Source organism: Paenibacillus thailandensis (assembly GCF_042685365.1).
Taxonomy (GTDB): Bacteria; Bacillota; Bacilli; order Paenibacillales; family Paenibacillaceae; genus Paenibacillus_AP; species Paenibacillus_AP thailandensis.
This window is the reverse complement of sequence record NZ_JBHUMY010000001.1, coordinates 39,019-58,110: the sequence shown is the minus strand read 5'-3', so window position 1 is coordinate 58,110 and position 19,092 is coordinate 39,019. Positions and strand designations below refer to the sequence as shown.

Annotated in this window: 9 protein-coding genes; 7 read left to right on the top strand and 2 right to left on the bottom strand. The window is 59.1% G+C overall.

Annotated features, from left to right (window positions below):
* Positions 1-185: 185 nt before the first annotated feature.
* The gene (locus tag ACFSW5_RS00210; protein WP_379268455.1) at positions 186-8,630 is read left to right on the top strand and encodes a GH36-type glycosyl hydrolase domain-containing protein; all 8,445 of its coding nucleotides are present in this window, start codon (positions 186-188) and stop codon (positions 8,628-8,630) included.
* Between the two features lie 307 nt (positions 8,631-8,937).
* On the opposite strand, the gene ACFSW5_RS00205 is transcribed toward ACFSW5_RS00210, so the two are convergent.
* On the bottom strand, positions 8,938-10,053 hold the full coding sequence (locus ACFSW5_RS00205) for an NADH-dependent flavin oxidoreductase (RefSeq protein ID WP_379268453.1): 1,116 nt from the start codon (positions 10,051-10,053) through the stop codon (positions 8,938-8,940).
* Positions 10,054-10,264: 211 nt separating this feature from the next.
* Between ACFSW5_RS00205 and ACFSW5_RS00200 the strand changes: the two genes are divergently transcribed.
* Positions 10,265-10,699, top strand: a complete 435-nt coding sequence (locus tag ACFSW5_RS00200; protein WP_379268451.1) for a zinc ribbon domain-containing protein — start codon at positions 10,265-10,267, stop codon at positions 10,697-10,699.
* 3 nt (positions 10,700-10,702) lie between these two features.
* Positions 10,703-11,323, top strand: coding sequence for a cyclase family protein (locus ACFSW5_RS00195; RefSeq protein ID WP_379268449.1), 621 nt, complete (start codon positions 10,703-10,705; stop codon positions 11,321-11,323).
* 41 nt (positions 11,324-11,364) lie between these two features.
* Here ACFSW5_RS00195 and ACFSW5_RS00190 read toward each other — a convergent pair whose 3' ends face one another.
* On the bottom strand, positions 11,365-11,994 hold the full coding sequence (locus ACFSW5_RS00190) for a polysaccharide deacetylase family protein (RefSeq protein ID WP_379268447.1): 630 nt from the start codon (positions 11,992-11,994) through the stop codon (positions 11,365-11,367).
* A 200-nt stretch (positions 11,995-12,194) separates the two neighbouring features.
* Between ACFSW5_RS00190 and ACFSW5_RS00185 the strand changes: the two genes are divergently transcribed.
* The 4 genes from ACFSW5_RS00185 (at position 12,195) to ACFSW5_RS00170 (ending at position 18,953) form a co-directional block, all read left to right on the top strand.
* Positions 12,195-13,772, top strand: a complete 1,578-nt coding sequence (locus ACFSW5_RS00185) for a response regulator transcription factor (protein ID WP_379268445.1) — start codon at positions 12,195-12,197, stop codon at positions 13,770-13,772.
* 22 nt (positions 13,773-13,794) lie between these two features.
* The gene (locus tag ACFSW5_RS00180) at positions 13,795-15,624 is read left to right on the top strand and encodes a sensor histidine kinase (protein WP_379268443.1); all 1,830 of its coding nucleotides are present in this window, start codon (positions 13,795-13,797) and stop codon (positions 15,622-15,624) included.
* A complete protein-coding gene (locus ACFSW5_RS00175) occupies positions 15,621-17,168 on the top strand; it encodes a response regulator transcription factor (RefSeq protein WP_379268441.1) in 1,548 nt (515 codons plus the stop codon). Before ACFSW5_RS00180 ends, ACFSW5_RS00175 begins: the two co-directional genes overlap by 4 nt.
* A gap of 99 nt (positions 17,169-17,267) precedes the next feature.
* Positions 17,268-18,953, top strand: a complete 1,686-nt coding sequence (locus ACFSW5_RS00170) for an ABC transporter substrate-binding protein (protein WP_379268439.1) — start codon at positions 17,268-17,270, stop codon at positions 18,951-18,953.
* The last annotated feature ends 139 nt before the right edge of the window (positions 18,954-19,092 follow it).

Here is a 19,092-nt window from a genome sequence, read left to right as displayed (position 1 = left end):
CGCGTTTAGCGGTGGATTTTATCGCCAATAAGAATTGGGTCTCCCGTCAGGTACGAGAAGCTTATAAATTCTGATGTGGTTAATAAAACAGGATGAAGTTGGGAACATTTAGTTAAGGCATCCCTGTTCGTTTTTGGAAGTACGCATAAAATTGCCTCGTCAATGACTATTCACAAGGGGGACCTATGATTCCAACGGTTGAACAACTAGAAGCGTCGGCCCGCGAGCTGGCCCTTATACATCATCCCGTCCGAGCTTCCGCACGGTCGATCGGACAGCTCAGAAGAGCGTTCCGCAGCGACCGAGCGCGGCTCGGCTCGTTTGCCGCGGAGCTTAAGCAATCGGAATCGCGGGCATTTCAGCCGGCCGAACAATGGCTGACCGATCATGCGGATTACATCGAGAGCGAAGCCTTTGCGGTGGAAAGCGGCATGGAGGACAAGTTCGCCGGCCGGTTGATCCGGCTGAAGCCGGGCGGCGAGCCCCGCGTTTTGGATCTGTGCTTGCATTATTTGAAACAAACCGACGGCGCGCTGGATACGGAAAGCTTCATCCGCTTCGTGAACGCTTACCAGGACGTCGCGTCGCTGAACATTGCCGAAGTATGGTCTTTGCCGACGCTGCTGCGCATCGCCGCCATCCGGCATCTTGCCTTGCTGATGGACGACGTGCGGGAGAGAAGGCTCGCTTGCATAAAGGCCGAAACGATATTGGCCCCGTTCCTTGAAGGGCGATCGGGGCCAAACGCGCAAAGCGTGTCCGAAGCGCTGGATCGGGCGGGAGAGCAGCTCCCGTTATCCGCCGCAGTCGTCGTTCATCTGGCCGGCCAGCTGAACGAGCTGGCGGAAGAAGCCGGAGAAGTGCGGGAGTGGCTGCTCTGCAAGCTGGACAACGGGGCGGAAAGCCTTAACAAGCTGATCATGTACGAGCATCAGCTGCAGGCGTCCTACGAAGTGACCGCCGGGCATCTGGTCCAGACGCTCCGGACTTTGTCCAGGGCGGAATGGTCCATGCATTTCGGCCGGATGAGCGTGTCCGAACGCACGCTCCGGCAGGAGCATGCCGGCAGCTACCCGGCGATGGACGAGCAAAGCCGCCATACGCTGCGGCGGCAAGTGGAAAAGCTGGCTGCCCGTTACGGCGTACCGGAGAATATGGTTGCCCAGCAAGCGGTTGCGCTGGCCGAGCGGCATTCCGCCGACCCGGCCGAACGGAATAACGAGCGGGACAGCGGGGAGGCTCTTCTTCCGCGGCAAGCGTTTGCCGCCTATTATTTGCTGGACGCGCCGGGACAACGCGAGCTTTACCGCTCCTTGCGGGAATGCGGCAATCCGAGAAGAAAGCTCTCCGGCCAGCTGCGCGTCCTTCCCGGCACCGGCGCTTATTTGAGCTGGACGGTGCTGCTGTTCGCCGTCCTGCTTGCGGCCGCGGGCTGGATAACGGCCGCCGCGCAGCGCGGGCCGATGGACGCCTTCGCTTGGGCCGCGGCCATTCTGGTGCTGGCGCTGCCGGTTACCGATTGGGCCGTAGCCGTCATGCACGGCTTGATCGGAAGGCTGTTCGAAGCGAGGCCCTTGCTCCGATACGATTATACGCAAGGCATCGACAAGGACGCGGCTTCGATCGTCGTCATCCCCGTCATCTGGTCGAAAGCCGAGGACGTGTACGAAACGATGGACCGGCTCGAGCTGCATTATTTGGCCAACCGGGACGACAATCTTGCCTTTGCCGTTCTGGGCGATTATGCGGATGCATTGTCGGAAGAAGCCGAAACGGACGAGCTCATCCGGCAAACCGCGATATCCCGGATCGACGAGCTGAACCGGATTTACGGCGATGCCGAAGCGGGGACCGGGCCGTTTTTGCTTTTTCAGCGCAAGCGGCAGTTTAACGAAGCCGAAGGCGTATGGATGGGCTGGGAACGGAAACGCGGCAAGCTGGTCGAATTCGTCGAGCTGCTGCGCGGCGGAACCGAAACGAGCTACCATTGCACGGCCGGAGACTGCTCTTCCCTGGACCGGTTCCGCTACGTCATTACGCTGGACGCGGATACGGAGCTTCCCGTCGGGGCCGCCAAGCGGATGGTCGGAACGATGCATCTGCCCTATAACCGGGCGCGTCTCAACCGCTCGCGCACCCGGGTCGCGGAAGGCTACGGCGTCCTTCAGCCGCGGGTCGGCATCAGTTACGAAGCGGTATCGCGCTCGAGGCTGGCGAAGCTGTGGGCCGGACGGCCGGGCATCGACCCGTACGCCTTTGCGATGTCCGATCCGTATCAGGATGCGTTCGGACAAGGCATTTTTACGGGAAAAGGCATCTTCGACATCGACGCTTTCCGGCAAGTGCTGAGCGGGCGAATACCCGAAAACCGCGTATTAAGCCACGATCTGCTGGAAGGCGGCTTCTTGCGCGGCGGATTGCTGTCGGACATCGAGATCGTCGACGGCCATCCTGCCACGTTCCAGGCTTACCAGCAGCGTATGCACCGCTGGGTCCGCGGCGATTGGCAGCTGGTGCTGTGGCTGCGTTCCCATATGGAGGATCGGGACGGCAATCGGCGGCCCGTCGACTTGGGCGGGCTGACACGCTGGCAAATCGTGGACAATATGCGCCGCAGCCTGATGCCGCCGGCTATATTTGCGCTGCTGGCCGTCGGGGCGCTGATCGGCGGGGGAGCAGGCTCCGCGCTGCTGGCGATCGGCCTCGCCACGCTGGCGCTGCCGTTTATTCGGGCTTTGTTCGATCCCAAGCGGATCGTAAGAAAACCGCAATTTCTGCTGGCCGCCCTCGGGCAGTCGGCCGTATCGCTTATAACGCTGCCTTATCAGGCTTTTGTCATGGCAGACGCTATTGTCCGGACGTCGTACCGGGTAACCTGGTCCAAAAAAAGGCTGCTGGAATGGGTAAGCTCGGCGGAGGTCGAAAGAAACGGGGCCGGTCGCGGGGCGCCGCTGCTCGGCTATTGGCCCGGGCTGGCGCTAACCGTATTGTTCAGCCTCGCAGCCGGCTTGTATGCGAGCGGAGCGGCGCTTGCTATGGGGCTGACCGTAGCGGTGCTGTGGCTGCTCGCGCCCGCATTGGCGACATGGCTCAACGGGGCGCCGGTCAGCGGCCGTCAAGAGCCGCTGACCGCTTCGGAGCAGGAGAAGCTGCGCGAGCTCGCCGCGCAAATCTGGGCGTATTACGAGAACTACGCGGTCGAAGGCGACAACTGGCTGCCGCCCGACAACGTTCAGATCGATCCGCCCGTCGGCGTGGCGCACCGGACTTCGCCGACCAACATCGGGCTTGCTCTTGCCTGCGCCGTTACGGCGAGAGATTTCGGATTTATTACGACGGAAGGTCTGCTTACGCGCGTAAGCCGAACGCTCGATACGATCGAAAAAATGGACAAATGGTTCGGCCATCTGTACAACTGGTACGATACCGAGACGTTAAGGCCGCTGCCTCCGCTTTATGTTTCGACGGTCGATTCCGGCAACTTCATCGCCTATCTGATCGCCGTCAAACAAGGGATACTGGACTGGGCCCGCCGCGACGAAGAAAGCGAAGGGCCGTCTCTGACGGAACGGGCGAACGCGATTGCCGAACGGATCGAAGCGATCGTGCGGGCGACGGATTTCCGGCCGCTGTTCGACGGCGAAGCCGGCTTGTTCGCGCTGGGCTATCACGCGGCGCTCGACCGCAGGGAGACGATTCTGTACGATCTGCTCGCTTCCGAAGCAAGGCAGGCCAGCTTTCTGGCGATCGCCTTCGGGCAGGTTCCGGCGTCCCATTGGTTCAAGCTGGGCCGGACGATGACGAAATCGGGCAAGTTTGCGACGCTGCTTTCCTGGTCGGGGACGATGTTCGAGTTTTTGATGCCGGCGCTGTTGATGCGCACGTACCGCGATACGATATGGGACTGCACGTACAAAGGGGTCGTCGCGCGCCAGATCCATTACGCGGCGCAGCGCGGCGTGCCGTTCGGCATCTCGGAATCGGGCTATTACGCGTTCGATTACCAGATGAATTACCAATACCGGGCGTTCGGCGTACCGGGGCTCGGCTTCCAGCGCGGATTGGAGAACGATCTGGTGCTGGCGCCTTACGCGGCGATCATGGCGCTGCCCGTGGACAAACGCGAAGCGCTCGCCTCTCTCGAGCGGATGGAGAAGCTTGGCGCGCGAGGGGAGCACGGCTATTTCGAAGCGATCGATTTCACGAGCGGCAGGCTGCCGGCGGGACGGGACCATATCGTCGTCAAAAGCTTCATGGCCCATCATCTCGGCATGAGCCTGCTGACGCTCGGCAATATGCTGCTGCCGGATACGATGGTCGAGCGGTTCCATGCGGATAAGCGCGTGCAGGCCGCCGAGCTTCTGCTGCAGGAGCGGGTACCGGAGAAGCCGGCCATGATCCGGAACGGCTACAGGCCGGTTTCCGCCCGGCAGGAGGCGGCGAAAGCGGCGGGCACGCGCATCCCGCTGCGCGAGTTCGACGGCCCCGCCCCGACGCCGGAAGTGTGCGTGCTGTCGAACGGCAGTTTCACCCGAATCGTCTCCGACAACGGCGGCGGCTTTTCCGCCAGCGGAGGCGTCCGCCTGTCGCGCTGGCACGAAGATCCGGTGGCCGAGCTTCCCGGCTCGGGCTTCTATATCCGCGACGTATCCGCGGGCACCGTCTGGTCGCCGGCCTTCGAGCCGTGCCGGACGCCCGCGGACAGGCAGAAGGTCCGGTTTGCGCTGGACAAAGCCAGCTTCGAGCGTGCGGACGGGGATTTGGAGACGCTGCTGGAAATATGCGTGCCGCCGCAGCTTAACGCGGAGCTGTGCCGGTTGACGCTGACGAATACGGGTAAGGACACCCGGATTGTCGAGGTGACAAGCTATGTCGAGCTGGCGCTGGCGCCGCCCGCTTCGGACGAAGCGCATCCGGCATTCAGCAAGCTGTTCGTAAAAACCGAATACGACAGCGCCGCGGGAAGCCTGCTTGCCGTCAGACGGCCGCGCACCGGCTCCGAACAGCCGGTATGGGCGGCGCACAGCTTGTCGGCCGGGTGCGAAACGCTTGGTCCGCCCGAATATGAGACGGACGTCGCCTGCTTCGTCGGCCGCGGCCACTCCCTCGCGCGGCCGGTCGGCCTCGAATGCAAGCTGTCCGGCACGACGGGCGCGGTGCTTAATCCGGGCTTTATGATGCGCCGCCGGATTTCCATCGGCCCGGAAGAGTCGGTGAAGCTGTTTGCGGTGACGGGCATGGCCCCAAGCCGCGAGGAGGCGCTGGCGATGACGGCGGCCGTCTGCGGCGAGAGGCAGGCCGAGCAGGCGTTTCAGCTGGCCTGGACGCACAGCCGCATCGATCTGCGCCATCAGCATTTGACGGCGCTCGAGGCTTCCGAGTTTCATTCTCTTGCAGGACGGCTGCTGTATCAGTCGCCGCTTCGCAAAGAGCGGGCGGAAGGCATCGCGGCGAACGCATCGGGCCAATCGGGCTTATGGCCGCTTGGCATATCCGGAGACTTGCCGATCGCGACCGTGGCGATCGCCGACCAGTCGCAGATCAAGTTTGCGGCGAAGGCGTTAACCGGCCACGCGTATTTGAAGCGCAAGGGCATTGCGTTCGATCTGCTGTTCATTATCGAGCAGGCCGGCGGCTACTATCAGCAGCTGCAGGATGCGATCCGGCGGGCGGCCGAGCAGGCGGGAGACGGCCTATCCGGACCCGGCGGCGTCTTTCAAGCGAACGCGGACAGCTTGACCGAGGCGCAGCGCGCGCTGATCGCCGCGGTGGCGCGCGTGTCGCTGCGGGCGGACGGGCCAAGCTTGAAAGCCCAGCTTGGGGCGGGCGGCAGGAGAAGGAAGCTGCGCGACTCTCGCATCCGCGAGGCGGCGAACGATGCGGCGAACGACGAGGCCGTACTGGGCGATGCGCAAACCGCAGACGCTTCGGCCGACCTTCCGGCGGCGGAGGTGCGCGCATCCGAGCATGATGCGCTTGAAGCCGAGCGGCTGCCCACGATCGAAGGGCTGCCGCCCGACTTCCGCCTCCTGCCGGAAACGGAGGAACGCGCCCCGGCCGGCGGCTCCGCCGCGGAAGCCGCGGAGTTTGCCGAGCCGGCTCCGGACCGGCTCGCGATGTTCAACGGCTGGGGCGGTTTTGCCGGCGAAGGGCGCGAGTATGTCGTGACGATGCGGGACGGCAAATATTTGACCGCCCCGTGGAGCAACGTAATGGCCAATCCGTCGTTCGGCACGATGGTGACCGAGCTCGGAACCGGGTACACCTGGTACCGGAACAGCCGCGAGTTCAAGCTGACGCCTTGGTCGAACGACCCGGTGCTCGACGTTCCGGGAGAAATCTGCTACATACGCGACGAACAAACCGGAAAAATATGGTCCGGCGCCCCGGCGCCCGATCCGGGCAACGAAGCGTACGACGTCGCGCACGGCTTCGGTTACTCGCGGTTTACCCGAGTAACCGAAGGCCTCTCCCAGCGGATGACCGTTTTTGTCGACAAAGAGGAGCCGGTCAAGTTCGTTCTGCTGGAGCTGCGCAACGACACGGACAAGCGGCGCGAGCTTTCCGTCGCTTACTACGTCAATTGGGTGCTTGGCGTACGCCGCCAAGCGAATGCGCCTTTTGTCGTAACCGAATGGGAGGAGGAAGCGGCGGCGCTCTTGGCGCGGAACGTCTACCAGGAGACGTTCCGGGATTCGGTCGCTTTTCTGCATCTGCTCTCGGACGAAGCCGGCGGTACGAACGGGCGTCCGGCCGTTTCCTACACGGCCGACCGGCTGGCGTTTATCGGCCGCGGGGGCAGCCTTGCCGCGCCGGAGGGGCTGTCGGACGCCGGGCTTCCGGACAGCGCCGGAGCCTTCGCGGACAGCTGCGGGGTCGTCCGCATGAAGCTGACGATCGAGCCGCGTTCCGTGCGCAAGGCTGTCGTATTGCTCGGCGCGGCCGAGTCTAGGGCCGGCGCCGTCGAGCTCGTCCGCCGGTTCGGAACCGTGAACGGCTGCGAATCCGCGCTCGCCGGCGTCCGCAACTATTGGGAGGAGACGCTCGGCCAGATTCGGGTATCCACGCCGAACCGGGAGATGGACGTTATGCTCAACGGCTGGCTGCTCTATCAGGCTTTATCGTGCCGCATCTGGGCGCGAACCGCCTTTTACCAAGCCGGGGGGGCGTACGGCTTCCGGGATCAGCTGCAGGATTCGCTGGCGCTGCTGCATACGCGGCCGGATCTGACGCGCAAGCAAATATTGCTGCATGCGGCTCATCAATACGAAGAAGGCGATGTGCAGCATTGGTGGCACGAGGAAACGGAGCGGGGCATCCGGACGAAATATTCGGACGACCTGCTGTGGCTGCCTTACGCCGTAGCCCGCTACATCGCCCACACCGGCGATACCGGCATACTGGACGAAACCGCGCCGTTCTTGACGAGCCCGGTCCTGACCGAGGAGGAGCACGAGCGTTACGAGGCGACCGTGCAGTCCGGCAGCTCCGGCACCGTCTACGAGCATTGCGTCCGCGCCATCGAAAAAGCTTCGCGCTGCGGCGAGCACGGCATCCCGCTCATGGGCATCGGCGACTGGAACGACGGAATGAACTCCGTCGGCGACGAGGGGCGCGGGGAAAGCGTATGGCTCGGCTGGTTCCTGAGCGACGTGCTGCGCAAATTCGGCGCCGTCTGCGAGTTGAAAGGGGACGCGGAGCGCGCCGAAGCGTACCGGTCCCGCCGCGACAGCATTGCGGAGGCGATCAACCGCGACGCGTGGGACGGGGAATGGTTCCGCCGCGCGTGCACCGACGAAGGGACGTGGCTCGGCTCGCACCGGAACGACGAATGCCGCATCGACGCCATCGCCCAATCGTGGTCGGTCCTATCCGGAGGAGCTCCCGAAGAGCGGGCGCGGCAGGCGATGCGCTCCTTCGACCGGGAGCTTGTCGACCGGGAGCTGTCCGTCGCGAGGCTGCTGACGCCGGCATTCGACCGGACGGACCCGAGTCCCGGGTACATTCAAGGCTACCCGCCCGGCATTCGGGAAAACGGCGCTCAATATACGCACGGCGTCATCTGGAGCATCGTGGCCTGGTCGGAGCTCGGGGATGGGGATAAGGCGATGGAGCTGTTCCATCTGCTGAATCCGGTTACCCATGCGCAAAGCCCGGGAGAAGTCCGCAAATATGCCGGCGAGCCTTATGTGATGGCCGCCGACGTCTATACGGGCGAGCCGTATAAAGGCCGCGCGGGCTGGACCTGGTATACCGGAGCCTCCGGCTGGATGTACCAGGCCGGAATCGAAGCGGTTCTCGGCATCCGGCGCATCAAGGACCGCCTGTACGTGCTGCCGGCCGTTCCTGCCGGGTGGACCCAATACTCGTTCCGATACCGTTTCGGTTCCTCGCTTTACAACGTGAAGGTGAATCTGCACGCGGACACCGGGGGAGGGCGCGTCGAATTGGACGGCCGGCCGGTCGAGCAAGCGGAGGCCGGGGCGGAAGGCCGCCCGGCGTTGTCCGTTCCGCTTCGCGACGACGGGGCTGAGCATTCGGCGGAATTTTATATGCCGCCCGTCGTTCCGCGAGCCTTGCCGTCCGTCGGCGGCGAAGCGCCCCGAACCGCGGCCGCGCCACGGTCGTGACGGGCAGCCTCTACGCCAAAGTATCCGCGTCCCTCGCGGACTAATTCTCCCGGAACATGTAAGCAGCCCGCGAGTGGCGGCGAAATGCTGGGGAGGCCCGTTGCGGCCGCAGGCCCCGCATGGCAAGAATGGACGCGGACTAAAAACGCCGGCAAGCTGGTCTAATCAGACTAGCTTGCCGGCGTTTGTTTGCCGCATAACAATTTATAAGTTTTCGCGTATCGGGAAAAGCCGCATTGTTATTGGCGGTCATAACGTTTGCTTATCGGAGTCGTTCCCCTTCGAACGACTCCGATAAGCGTTGGTCTCATTCTACGGGAAACCAGCCCGGGCTGCCGATAATCGCCCGCCAGAGCGGGTCCGGAACGACCAGACGCTCTTGATCGGCTTTGTTCAACGTCACTTTGATCTCGGCTTCCTTGCCTTCGGCCGTCTTTTGCACCCAGTCCGGTTCCATTATCAGCTCCCGGCCAAGCGCAACGAGCGCGATGCCGGTCTCCAGCGCCTTGACGGCTTCGTCCGGCGTATGGATGGAGCCGACTCCGATGACGGGCGTTCGTCCGGCCGCCGTTTCGACGATCCATTCAAGGCGCGTCTTGCTTACGTCCGCGCCGCGGCGCGGCTTCGAATCGAACTCGTTTAACGAGACGTGCAGATAATCCAGCCCTTGATCGGCCAGGACGTCAACGAAACGGAGCGTATCGTCCATCGTGATGCCCGGCGTCTCGGGCTCTTCCGGGGAGAAGCGGTAGCCGATCAGGAAGGGGGATGAGGCGTGTGCGGCGGCGACCCGCTTCACTTCCGCAATAACGGCTAACGGAAAAGCCATCCGTTTCTCGAGCGATCCGCCCCACTCGTCCTCCCTCCGGTTGGAGTGCGGAGAAAAAAATTGCTGCAGCAAGTAACCGTTGGCGCCGTGAATTTCGACGCCGTCATAGCCGGCTTCGATCGCCCGTCTCGCGGCTTCGCCGAAATCGCGGACGATCGCATGCACCTCTTCGGCTTCCAGCGCACGCGGAACCGGGCCTCCTGCAGGCGCGGGCACCGCGCTTGCGCTGACGACGTCGCCCTGAACGAGGTCGGGCGGACACGCCCTTCCGCCGTGAAATATTTGAAGCACGGCTTTCGCGCCTTTCGCCTTAATGGCGCTTGCCAAGCTGCGGAGGCTAGGAATCATGGCGTCCTCGTGCCCGGCGAACTCGCCGGGAAAGCCTTTGCCGTTGGCCGTTACGTAAGTACAGGCGGTAATGACCATGCCGACGCCTTGCGAACGTCTCGCATAATAAGCGATTTCGGCGTCGGATACCGTGCCGTCGTCATGGGACGAGAAATTGGTCATCGGGGCCATGACGATGCGATTGTGAAGCTGCAGTCCGCTTCGCAAAGCGAACGGTTCAAACAATGGTGCGTAGGCTGGATTCATTTGTTCCCTCCGGATTTATCGATTCGCCCTTTCCCGGTATCTAAGCTCCGTTTCGCCATGTCCCGTAAATGGCGGGGAACGGAGAGCATGAAACGGACGGAAAGGTGTGCTATTCTATTATCGTCTTCCATAAATGTACTATACGGCGGAATGATGTCGAATTGCGGCATCGCAAGGCCTGGAGAAAGAATAGCGAGGAGGAGTCGCGGGCATGAGTTTTCTGGACAAATTAAAGGCGGGAGTCGCGGAGGCCGGCAGCAAGGCGAAAACGGTAGTGGAGATCAACCGGCTGAAGATGGTGAACCTGTCGAAGCAAAGCGACATTCAACAATCGTATCAGGCAATCGGCAAGCTGGTGTTCGAAGCGGCCGAATCGGCGGGGGAGACGTTGACGAACGAGCAGCTGGAGCCCCACTTGAGCCGCATCCGGGAGCTGAAATGGGAGATCGAGCAAAACCTTCAGAAGATCGCCAATCTGTCCGAGACGAAAGTATGCGGCGAATGCGGCGCGGATGTGGCGTTTGACGCGCGGGAATGCCCAAAATGCGGCTCGGAATTCGAAATCATCGACGTGACCGACTATGAAACGGACAAAATCGAGCCGGCCGGAAACAAGGAACTCGAAAGCCGGAATCCGGAGGCCTGACCTATGATTATCGATCTTACGCGGCGGATCGAACGCGGCATGCCCGTATATCCGGGAGACGAGGAGACGGGACTCGTTCAGAGCAGGCAGCTGCACACGGATTTCTACGTCAACCACCAGCTGTCGATCAATATGCATGCCGGAACCCATATCGACGGCCCTATGCATTTGACGGAGACGGACATGTACTTAAACGATTTTCCGATTGACCGTTTCGTCGGCGAGGGCTGCCTGATCGACGCGGCGGGCGTCGAAACGATCGATTATAAGGAGGAGTACGAAGCCCTTATCCGGGACGGCCATATCGTTATTGTGCACACGGGCTGGGGGCGGCTGTACGGCGAAGAAGCCTATTACGGGGAACATCCGGTATTGACGGATGCGTTCGCCGAGCTGCTGGTGCGCAAAAAAATTAAAATGGTCGGCCTCGATACGCCATCGCCGGACAAATGGCCGTTTCGCGTTCATAAACGCCTCTTCGAAAACGGGATCCTGATTGCCGAAAATTTAGCGAACGTCGACCGGCTGATCGGAGCGCCATCGTTTGAAATTATCGCATTGCCTTTAAACGTCAAAGCGGATTCCTCCGTTGCCCGTATTATTGCGCGCGTATCGAAATGCTAACCTGCACCGGAAAGGCGGAATCCGCCGGCGGGAGCCGGACGTCATGCTTCCGGTTCCCCCAGGCGGAGAAGCCCGCTTACGGTAACCAGCTTGTAGCCGTCCGAAGTAAGCTCCAGGACAAGCCGCCGGACGGCTTCGACCGTTTGCGAGCGGTCGCCGAAACCGTCGTGAAACAGCAGGATGTTCCCCGGACGCAACGTCTCCTTCGTTTTGTCGACAATAAAGTCGACGCCCGGCTGCTCCCAGTCCATGGTTCCCACGTTGGCCGCCCCCGCAACCCGGTATTGAAGCGAAAGGGCTATGGCCGCCGTCTGCTCGTTGTAATCCATATACGGAGGCCTGAACACGGCCGGTCTCGTTCCCGTTATTCCGACGATGAGCTGCTCGGTCCGGACAAGCTCTTCCAAGCATTCCGGCCCGCTCAGCCTGGACAGATGGGGATGGGAATAGGTATGGTTGCCGATTTCGTGCCCTTGCGCATGAACAGCCCTTGCAACCTCCGGATGTATTTCGATTTGACTGCCGAGCATAAAAAAAGTCGCTTTTCCGCCCGTTTGCCCGAAAATTTGGAGCAGCTGGGGCGTGTAGATTGGATTCGGCCCGTCGTCGAACGTAAACGCCACCGCTTTTTTCTCCGTCTTCACTCTGCTTATCATCATGGCCGGATTCATCGGTTAAACCCCGCTTTCGCTTTTTGAAATTGCTTTCACATTAGTCTATGACGCTTTATCCGGATGGAAGTCCCCGAAAAGAACGCTTAAAGAGCTCCAATCTTCCTCGTCTTAAAAACTTGCTACGTTAACGTACTAAAGTATAATAGAATCTGAATACGCTTTCAATACAGATTTTGTAATAAGAGGAGCGGTAAACGATGTGGAACGTGCTGCTGGTTGACGATGAGCCTTGGGTGCTTGAAGGGTTGAAATCGATGATCGATTGGGAGCGGTCCGGCTTTCGGATATGCGGCGAAGCGGCCAATGGGGCGGACGCTTTGCGGCTGATCCGGGAGCTTCGCCCGAAGCTGGTCGTAACGGACGTCCGTATGCCGGCGCTCGGCGGCTTGGAACTCATTGAGCAAACGAATCGATTGCTGCCGAACCCTCCCAAATTTATCGTGCTCAGCGGATACGACGAATTTCAGTACGCCTTGTCGGCCATGCGGCAGCGCGCGGCCGCGTATTTGCTAAAGCCGGTCGACGACGATGAAGTGACCGCCGCGTTGGCAAAACTCGGCGAGCAGCTTCTCGAAGAGGAGGCTGCGGAGCAATGCAGGACGAAGCAGCGGTTATATGCCGCAGAGCGTCTAATCAACCGTCTCATACGGGAAGAAGGCGAACCGGCTATGGAAAGGCAAGCGTTGATGGAACTTGGCATATCGCCGGGGGCGGAGCTAAGGTGCATGATGGTCGACACCGCTTCTTCCCGGTCCGATCTTTGGACTCTGCTGCAGGAAGCCGGATTCGGCGGAGACGGCATCGCGCCGTTTCGGGACGGAGCGGAAAGAACGGGGCTGCTTGTCTCGTCAGGCGGCGGGGAGGAAAGAGCCTTGGGCAAGGCTGATAAGCGCAACGTGCGGGAGATCGCATTCCGTGTCCATACGTGCTTGACGGAGAGCTTGGGGCAGCCTGCCCTGGTAGCCGTAAGCGGCAGGGGCAACGGCTTAAACGAGATGAAGCAGTTATACGCGCAAGCGCTGGAAGCCCTTAAACGAAATCGCGACAACGCCGGCGGAGGCGTTGTCTTCTGCGACGAATCGACCGCACCCAAGCCGAAGCCGGACCGGAGCGTCGTTCTTAAGCATAAGTTCAAGCTTCTGACGGCGCAGGTAGAGGAAGGAGAGCCGGATCCGATATCGAATAACGCGGCAGACGCGATACGATGCTGCGCTGAACACGGCCTGGATGTTGAAGGCGCAAAGTCATGCGCCGCCGATCTGGAAATGGATCTGTGCAAGATAATCGCGGAACTGAACGGCGATCCGGACGAATTGATGAACAATCTGCGGGAGAAGCACGGGAGCTTGGCCGACATGAAGGATTACCGCGCCCTGGAACGCTATGTCGTCGGCTTATGTCTCGAAACGGCTTCGGCGCTGCGGCTTCTTAAGCCAAAAAACGATCGGAACGTCATGTTTCAAGCGATCCGTTACGTCGATCTCGAGTTCCGGAACAAGCTGCAGCTTCGGGATATGGCAAAGCGGTTTCATATGAATGCCGCCTATATGGGTCAATTGTTCAAGAAGCATACGGGAAAAACGTTTAACGAATATTTGAACGACAAACGAATTGAGGAAGCGAAGCGGCTCCTTGCCTGCACTCCGCTCAAGATCGGGGAGGTTGCGCTTAAGGTCGGTTATCCGGACGCCGACTACTTTGTGCTTAAGTTCAAGAAACAGACAGGCGTTCTGCCGACGGCTTATAAAAACGGCCTGGAATCGAAGCGACTCTAATCGTCAGAGGATCGGTGGTCATATGAGAACAGTGAAATTTAGAAGATTGGTCGACGACATCCCGCTGAATTATAAGTTTATTATGATTTTGATCGTGGGCGTTCTGCTTCCGATCCTGGTTATCAATATGCTGTTTATGGATCGGATGGCCGATCTGGTCCGCTCGAGGGAGAAGCAGAACATGGAAATTTCTCTCGAACGGGCGCGCAAGGATATCCACGACTTTATCGAAGGAGGGGTTGCCGTCAGCCATGCTTTAAGCACGGATAAAACGTTGTATGAAACGCTGGACCGCCGTTACGAAGGACTGGCCGACTTTTACGGTACGTTCGACGAGCAGCTGCGCAACCGGGTAATCAGTTATATTCCGGTGAACCATCAAATATTGCGAGTCGGCATTTATACGGACAATCCTTCCATCGTCTCCGGAGGAAACTATCATTACATCGATAGAAGCGTCATCGGTAGCGATTGGTACGAACAGTGGCGGCAATCGTCCGATCCCGTCATCGTTGCGGCTTACCGTGCAGCCGATCCGAGCAATACGACGCTGTCGACCCCCTATATAAGCGTTATCGAGCGGATGGATTATTATGACTCGTTTCAGACGTACGAGAAGCTGCTGCGAATCGATATCGACCCGAGCAAAATATACGACGTTATCGTTCGGGAAAAAAATTACTTGAATTTGTTCCTTGTCAACGAGCGGGGCGAGATCATTATGTCGGCGCAAAGCGGCTATCAATCAGGCGAGCAGCTGGAAGATTACCCGCTCTTCAAGCTGCCGGGCGGCTATGCGGAGGAAGAGATTTATTCGGCGGCGATCGGGAGCGCGAAATACGTAAAAGGCTGGCGGCTGATCGGGCTGCCGCAAGGGACGCGTATTTCAAGCGCGATGCAGGACATCTGGGTGTCCGTGCTTGCGCTTGCGGCCGCCGTCACGCTGACCGCGGCCGTCTTCATTTATATCATGCTTCGTTCGTACAATTACCGGGTGAAGCGGCTTGCGCGGCATATGCAGAAGGTGTCCAACGAGAAATTCGATCTGATCCGAATCGATGAAGGCCGGGACGAAATCGGCGGGTTGATCCGCAACTTTAATGCGATGACGACGCAAATCCGGTCGCTTATCAACGACGTCTACAAGCTTGAAATCAAGCAAAAAAGCTTGGAAGCCGAGCGGGTTCGCGCCGAAATCAATTTTCTCCAAAGCCAGATGAATCCCCATTTTTTGTTTAATACGCTTAATGCGTTGCTTGTCGTGTGCACCAAAAATCAATACTTGGATGTGGCGGATATCATTAAAAGCTTGTCGAAGCTGCTCCGCAGGCTGCTCAACTGGAAGGAGGACATCGTTCCGCTGCAGGAGGAAATCCACTTTATCGACATGTATTTGAAAATCGAAAAGTTCCGGTTCAGGGACAAATTTGAATACGAGCTTCATATCGAGGACGAGGCGCTTCGCTGTCTTGTGCCCAAGATGAGCATCCAGCCTCTCGTCGAAAACGCATGCAAGCACGGCATCCAGGCCGTCGACGGGCCCGGCGCGATCCGTATAAGCGCTTCGTCCGCGGACGGCTGGCTGCGGGTTGCGATCGAGGATAACGGCATAGGAATGGCCTCAGGAAAAGTGAAGGAAGTGATGCGAGCCGTCCGGGGAGACGATCCCGACGGGGCAAGCATCGGCATCCGCAACGTTTACCGGCGGTTGGAGCTCTATTACGGGTATCAGGTCGTCTTCGATATTGTCAGCGAGGAGAATGCCGGTACGACGGTCATTTTTAAGCTGCCGCTTAAGCCGTCTGTTCCGCTGGAGGTAAACTACGGGATGAACAAGGAGGAGGGAGCATGACGTTTAAGGTGCTTCTGATCGACGATGAACCGGCCGCTCTCGAGGGGATGCTGCTATGGGTCGATTGGGAAGGGCTAGGCTTTCAAATATGCGGCACTTGCGGCAACGGCGAGGATGGATTGCGCAAAATCCGCGAGCTGTCGCCGGATTTGGTCGTGACGGATGTGAAAATGCCCTTGATGGACGGGCTCGACATGATTGCCGCCTGGCGGCGGGAGGCGGGGGGCGAAACGGTTCGCTTCGCCATTGTAAGCGGGTACAGCGAATTTGAATATGCCCAAAAGGCGATGCGGTACGGCATTAACCATTATTTATTAAAGCCGGTTATTCCCGATGAGGCGGAACGGGAACTCCAAGACCTTTACCGCGAGTTGGCGGAACAGAAAGAAAGACGCAGAATCGGGCGGCTCGTCGAATACGAGGAGTCGGCTGCGCTGTTGAAGGGACTGCTGGCGGAAAGACCGGTTAGCGGCGAGGAACGGCGGCGTTTGGAACGGTTATCCGGAAGCTCGCATCATTGGAACGTTATCGTGTGCCGGGCCGAAGGCCCCGTATTGCTCGAGCTGAGAGAGGAAGTAGCTTCCGTGTCGCGCGAGGAAGCGCCGGCGTATAGGATCGACTTGGAAGATCATTTGGCCGTCGTCTACGGAATGAAAGCGGGCTTGGATGGGGACGTCCGCGGTCACGATGTCGGCAAGCGGATGGGGCGGTATGCCGAGCGCGGCGCATCCATATCCGTCGGTACGGCGGTACTGTCTCTGCTCCGGATCGGCGAAAGCTACCGTGCGGCAAAGGAGGCGCTCCGACACGCCTTTTACGCGGATGAGTGCGGACAATGGATCGAGTATGAGAACGTCCGCCATAGGCCGTTCGACTATCGGCACGATTACACGCGTTTCGTGAAGGAGATGCTGCAAGCGGTCGAATGGATGGACCGGACCGGTTTCGATCAAGCGGTCGGGAAAGCGAAGCAGGCCTTCCTTGAAGCGTATGCCGCTCCGGAAGTCGTCGCGAAAGTCGCCGTCCATACGATGCGCCGGATTGGCGAATATATGGAGGAGGCCGGCGTCTTCGAAGCGGAATGGCCGGAGAAGTTCGGCCGTGCGGGAAGGCCGGCCGAAGCGCTGGGGTTGGCCCGGCTTATGGAAAGGCTGCTCGAATGCGGCCTTGATGCGATCGACGCGCTGCGGAGGAGGCTGGCCGCTCAGTCGCGCGGCATTGTAAACGAAATTAACCGGTACATCGAGGAGCATTACCGCGAGGCGATTACGATCAAGCAGCTCGCGCAGAAGTTTTATTTGAACCCGGTCTATATGGGGCAGCTGTTGATGCGAAAAAACGGAATCGGTTTTCACGAGCAGATTCATAATTTGCGGATAAACGAAGCGGTCCGCCTGCTTCGCGAAACGAAGCTGAGAACCGGCGAAATCGCCGAGCATGTCGGTTACGGAAACTACGGGTTGTTCCTAAAGCAGTTCGTCAAAAGGATCGGAATGCCGCCTAACGAATTTAGAGGGTCATCTTCTAAAGTTTTTCGGGATTAAAGCTTTAATTCGGTCATAGTTCGGGACGAGAAGCGCTTTTACAATAGATTTGTAAGGGCTTACAGAAAGCCTGCGAAAAAAACGATGGAGGTGGAAGATATGGGGGGCAAGACGACAACCGCTTTGCTGCGGTTCGGTCTGACGGCGTTATTGGCGTTGACCGTTGTGCTGTCGGGCTGCAGCGGCGGCGCGCAATCCGATAACGGGGGCAACGCCGGAGCGACCGCAACGGCCGGCGGCGACCCGAACAAGGTTGAACCGTTTGAAATCAGCGTCTTTATCGGAGCGGCCGGGCAGCAGCCGACGCCGGACAACAAAATTTACAAAAAGATCAAGGACGAGCTTGGCGCAAGCTTCAATTTCGAGTTTCTCGCCGGGGACTTGAACCAGAAGCTGGGGGTCATGATCGCCGGATCGGATTATCCGGATTTGATGACCGGCAGCACGAAGCTGACCGCGGCCGGCGCTTATATTCCTCTGGAAGATTTGATCGAGGAACATGCGCCTAACCTGAAAAAGCATTACGAGAAGTATTGGAACATGATGAAAGATCCGAACGACGGACATATTTACATTTTGCCGAACTACGGCGTTTTTAACGGCAAGCTGAACAGCACCTATTACGCCGGGCCGGCCTTCTGGATTCAAAAGGCGGTGCTCGAGGAGTTCGGTTATCCGAAAGTGAATACGCTGGACGAATATTTCGACTTAATCGCCAAATACAAGGAGAAATATCCGACCATCGACGGCAGTCCGACGATCGGATTCGAAATATTGAACTACGACTGGCGGAACTGGGGATTGTTTAACGCGCCGCAGCATCTGATCGGCCACCCGAACGACGGCGGCGTCGTCGTGAAGGACGGCGTGGCGGAAATTTTCGCGGACAAGGACTACGCGAAGCGGTATTACCAAAAGTTGAACGAAATGAATCAAAAGGGGCTTATCGACAAAGAGACGTTCGTCCAGAACTACGATCAATACTTGGCCAAACTTTCCAGCGGCACGGTGCTTGGCATGTTCGACCAGCATTGGAATTTCCAAAACGCGGAAAACGCGCTGCTGACGCAGAAAAAGCTGGAGCGGACCTACGTCGGCCTTCCTCTCGTCTACGATACGAGCATCAAGGATCATTACCGGGACCGCGCTCCGCTTAATTTGAACAACGGCTTCGGCATCAGCGTCAACGCGAAAGACCCGGTCAAAATCATCAAGCTGCTCGATACGCTGATTCAAGAAGATTGGCAGAAGCTGTTCACATGGGGCGTCGAGGGCGAGGATTATATCGTGAAGGACGGCCGCTTTATGAAGACGCAGGAGCAGCGAGACAAATTCAACGACAACACCTGGAAGCTCGCCAACAAAGCCGACACCTTATACGGATACTTGCCCAAGATCGAAGGCAGCTTCAGCGACGGCAATTCGACGGACGCTTCCGCCCAGCCGGAGGAATATCAGGCGGGTCTCGATCCGTACGACAAAAAAATACTGGACGCCTACGGGTATACCAGCTACGTCGACTTCTTCAGCGAGCCGCCGGAAAACGAGGTTTATTATCCGGCATGGACGATCGATCTGGTGGAAGGCTCGGAGGCGAAAATCGCCAATACGAGGCTTAACGAATTGTCCACCAAATATTTGCCGCAGGCGATTCTCGCCAAACCCGGCGAGTTCGACAAGGTCTGGTCGGAATACACGGCCGAGATCGGCAAAGTTAACGTAAAAGCGTACGAAGACAAAATCAACGAGCAGATCCGATGGCGGATCGAAAACTGGAGCAAGTGATATGAGATTGGGAAGAGGAGGGGCAGCCTTCCTCTTTCCGAATATAGGGAGAGCGTTTGTATGGAAGAAACGATACCGGAAACGAAAGCCGCCTTGACGGCTTCGAAAACAAAGCGTCTTGTAACATGGAACGTCATAA

What these genes read in the sequence shown, in the direction of transcription:
- ACFSW5_RS00185 (WP_379268445.1), top strand. Translation starts at nt 12,195, where the DNA reads ATGTGGAACGTGCTGCTGGTTGACGATGAGCCTTGGGTGCTTGAAGGG.
- ACFSW5_RS00200 (WP_379268451.1), top strand. Translation starts at nt 10,265, where the DNA reads ATGAGTTTTCTGGACAAATTAAAGGCGGGAGTCGCGGAGGCCGGCAGC.
- ACFSW5_RS00190 (WP_379268447.1), bottom strand. Translation starts at nt 11,994, where the DNA reads ATGAATCCGGCCATGATGATAAGCAGAGTGAAGACGGAGAAAAAAGCG.
- ACFSW5_RS00210 (WP_379268455.1), top strand. Translation starts at nt 186, where the DNA reads ATGATTCCAACGGTTGAACAACTAGAAGCGTCGGCCCGCGAGCTGGCC.
- ACFSW5_RS00195 (WP_379268449.1), top strand. Translation starts at nt 10,703, where the DNA reads ATGATTATCGATCTTACGCGGCGGATCGAACGCGGCATGCCCGTATAT.
- ACFSW5_RS00170 (WP_379268439.1), top strand. Translation starts at nt 17,268, where the DNA reads ATGGGGGGCAAGACGACAACCGCTTTGCTGCGGTTCGGTCTGACGGCG.
- ACFSW5_RS00175 (WP_379268441.1), top strand. Translation starts at nt 15,621, where the DNA reads ATGACGTTTAAGGTGCTTCTGATCGACGATGAACCGGCCGCTCTCGAG.
- ACFSW5_RS00180 (WP_379268443.1), top strand. Translation starts at nt 13,795, where the DNA reads ATGAGAACAGTGAAATTTAGAAGATTGGTCGACGACATCCCGCTGAAT.
- ACFSW5_RS00205 (WP_379268453.1), bottom strand. Translation starts at nt 10,053, where the DNA reads ATGAATCCAGCCTACGCACCATTGTTTGAACCGTTCGCTTTGCGAAGC.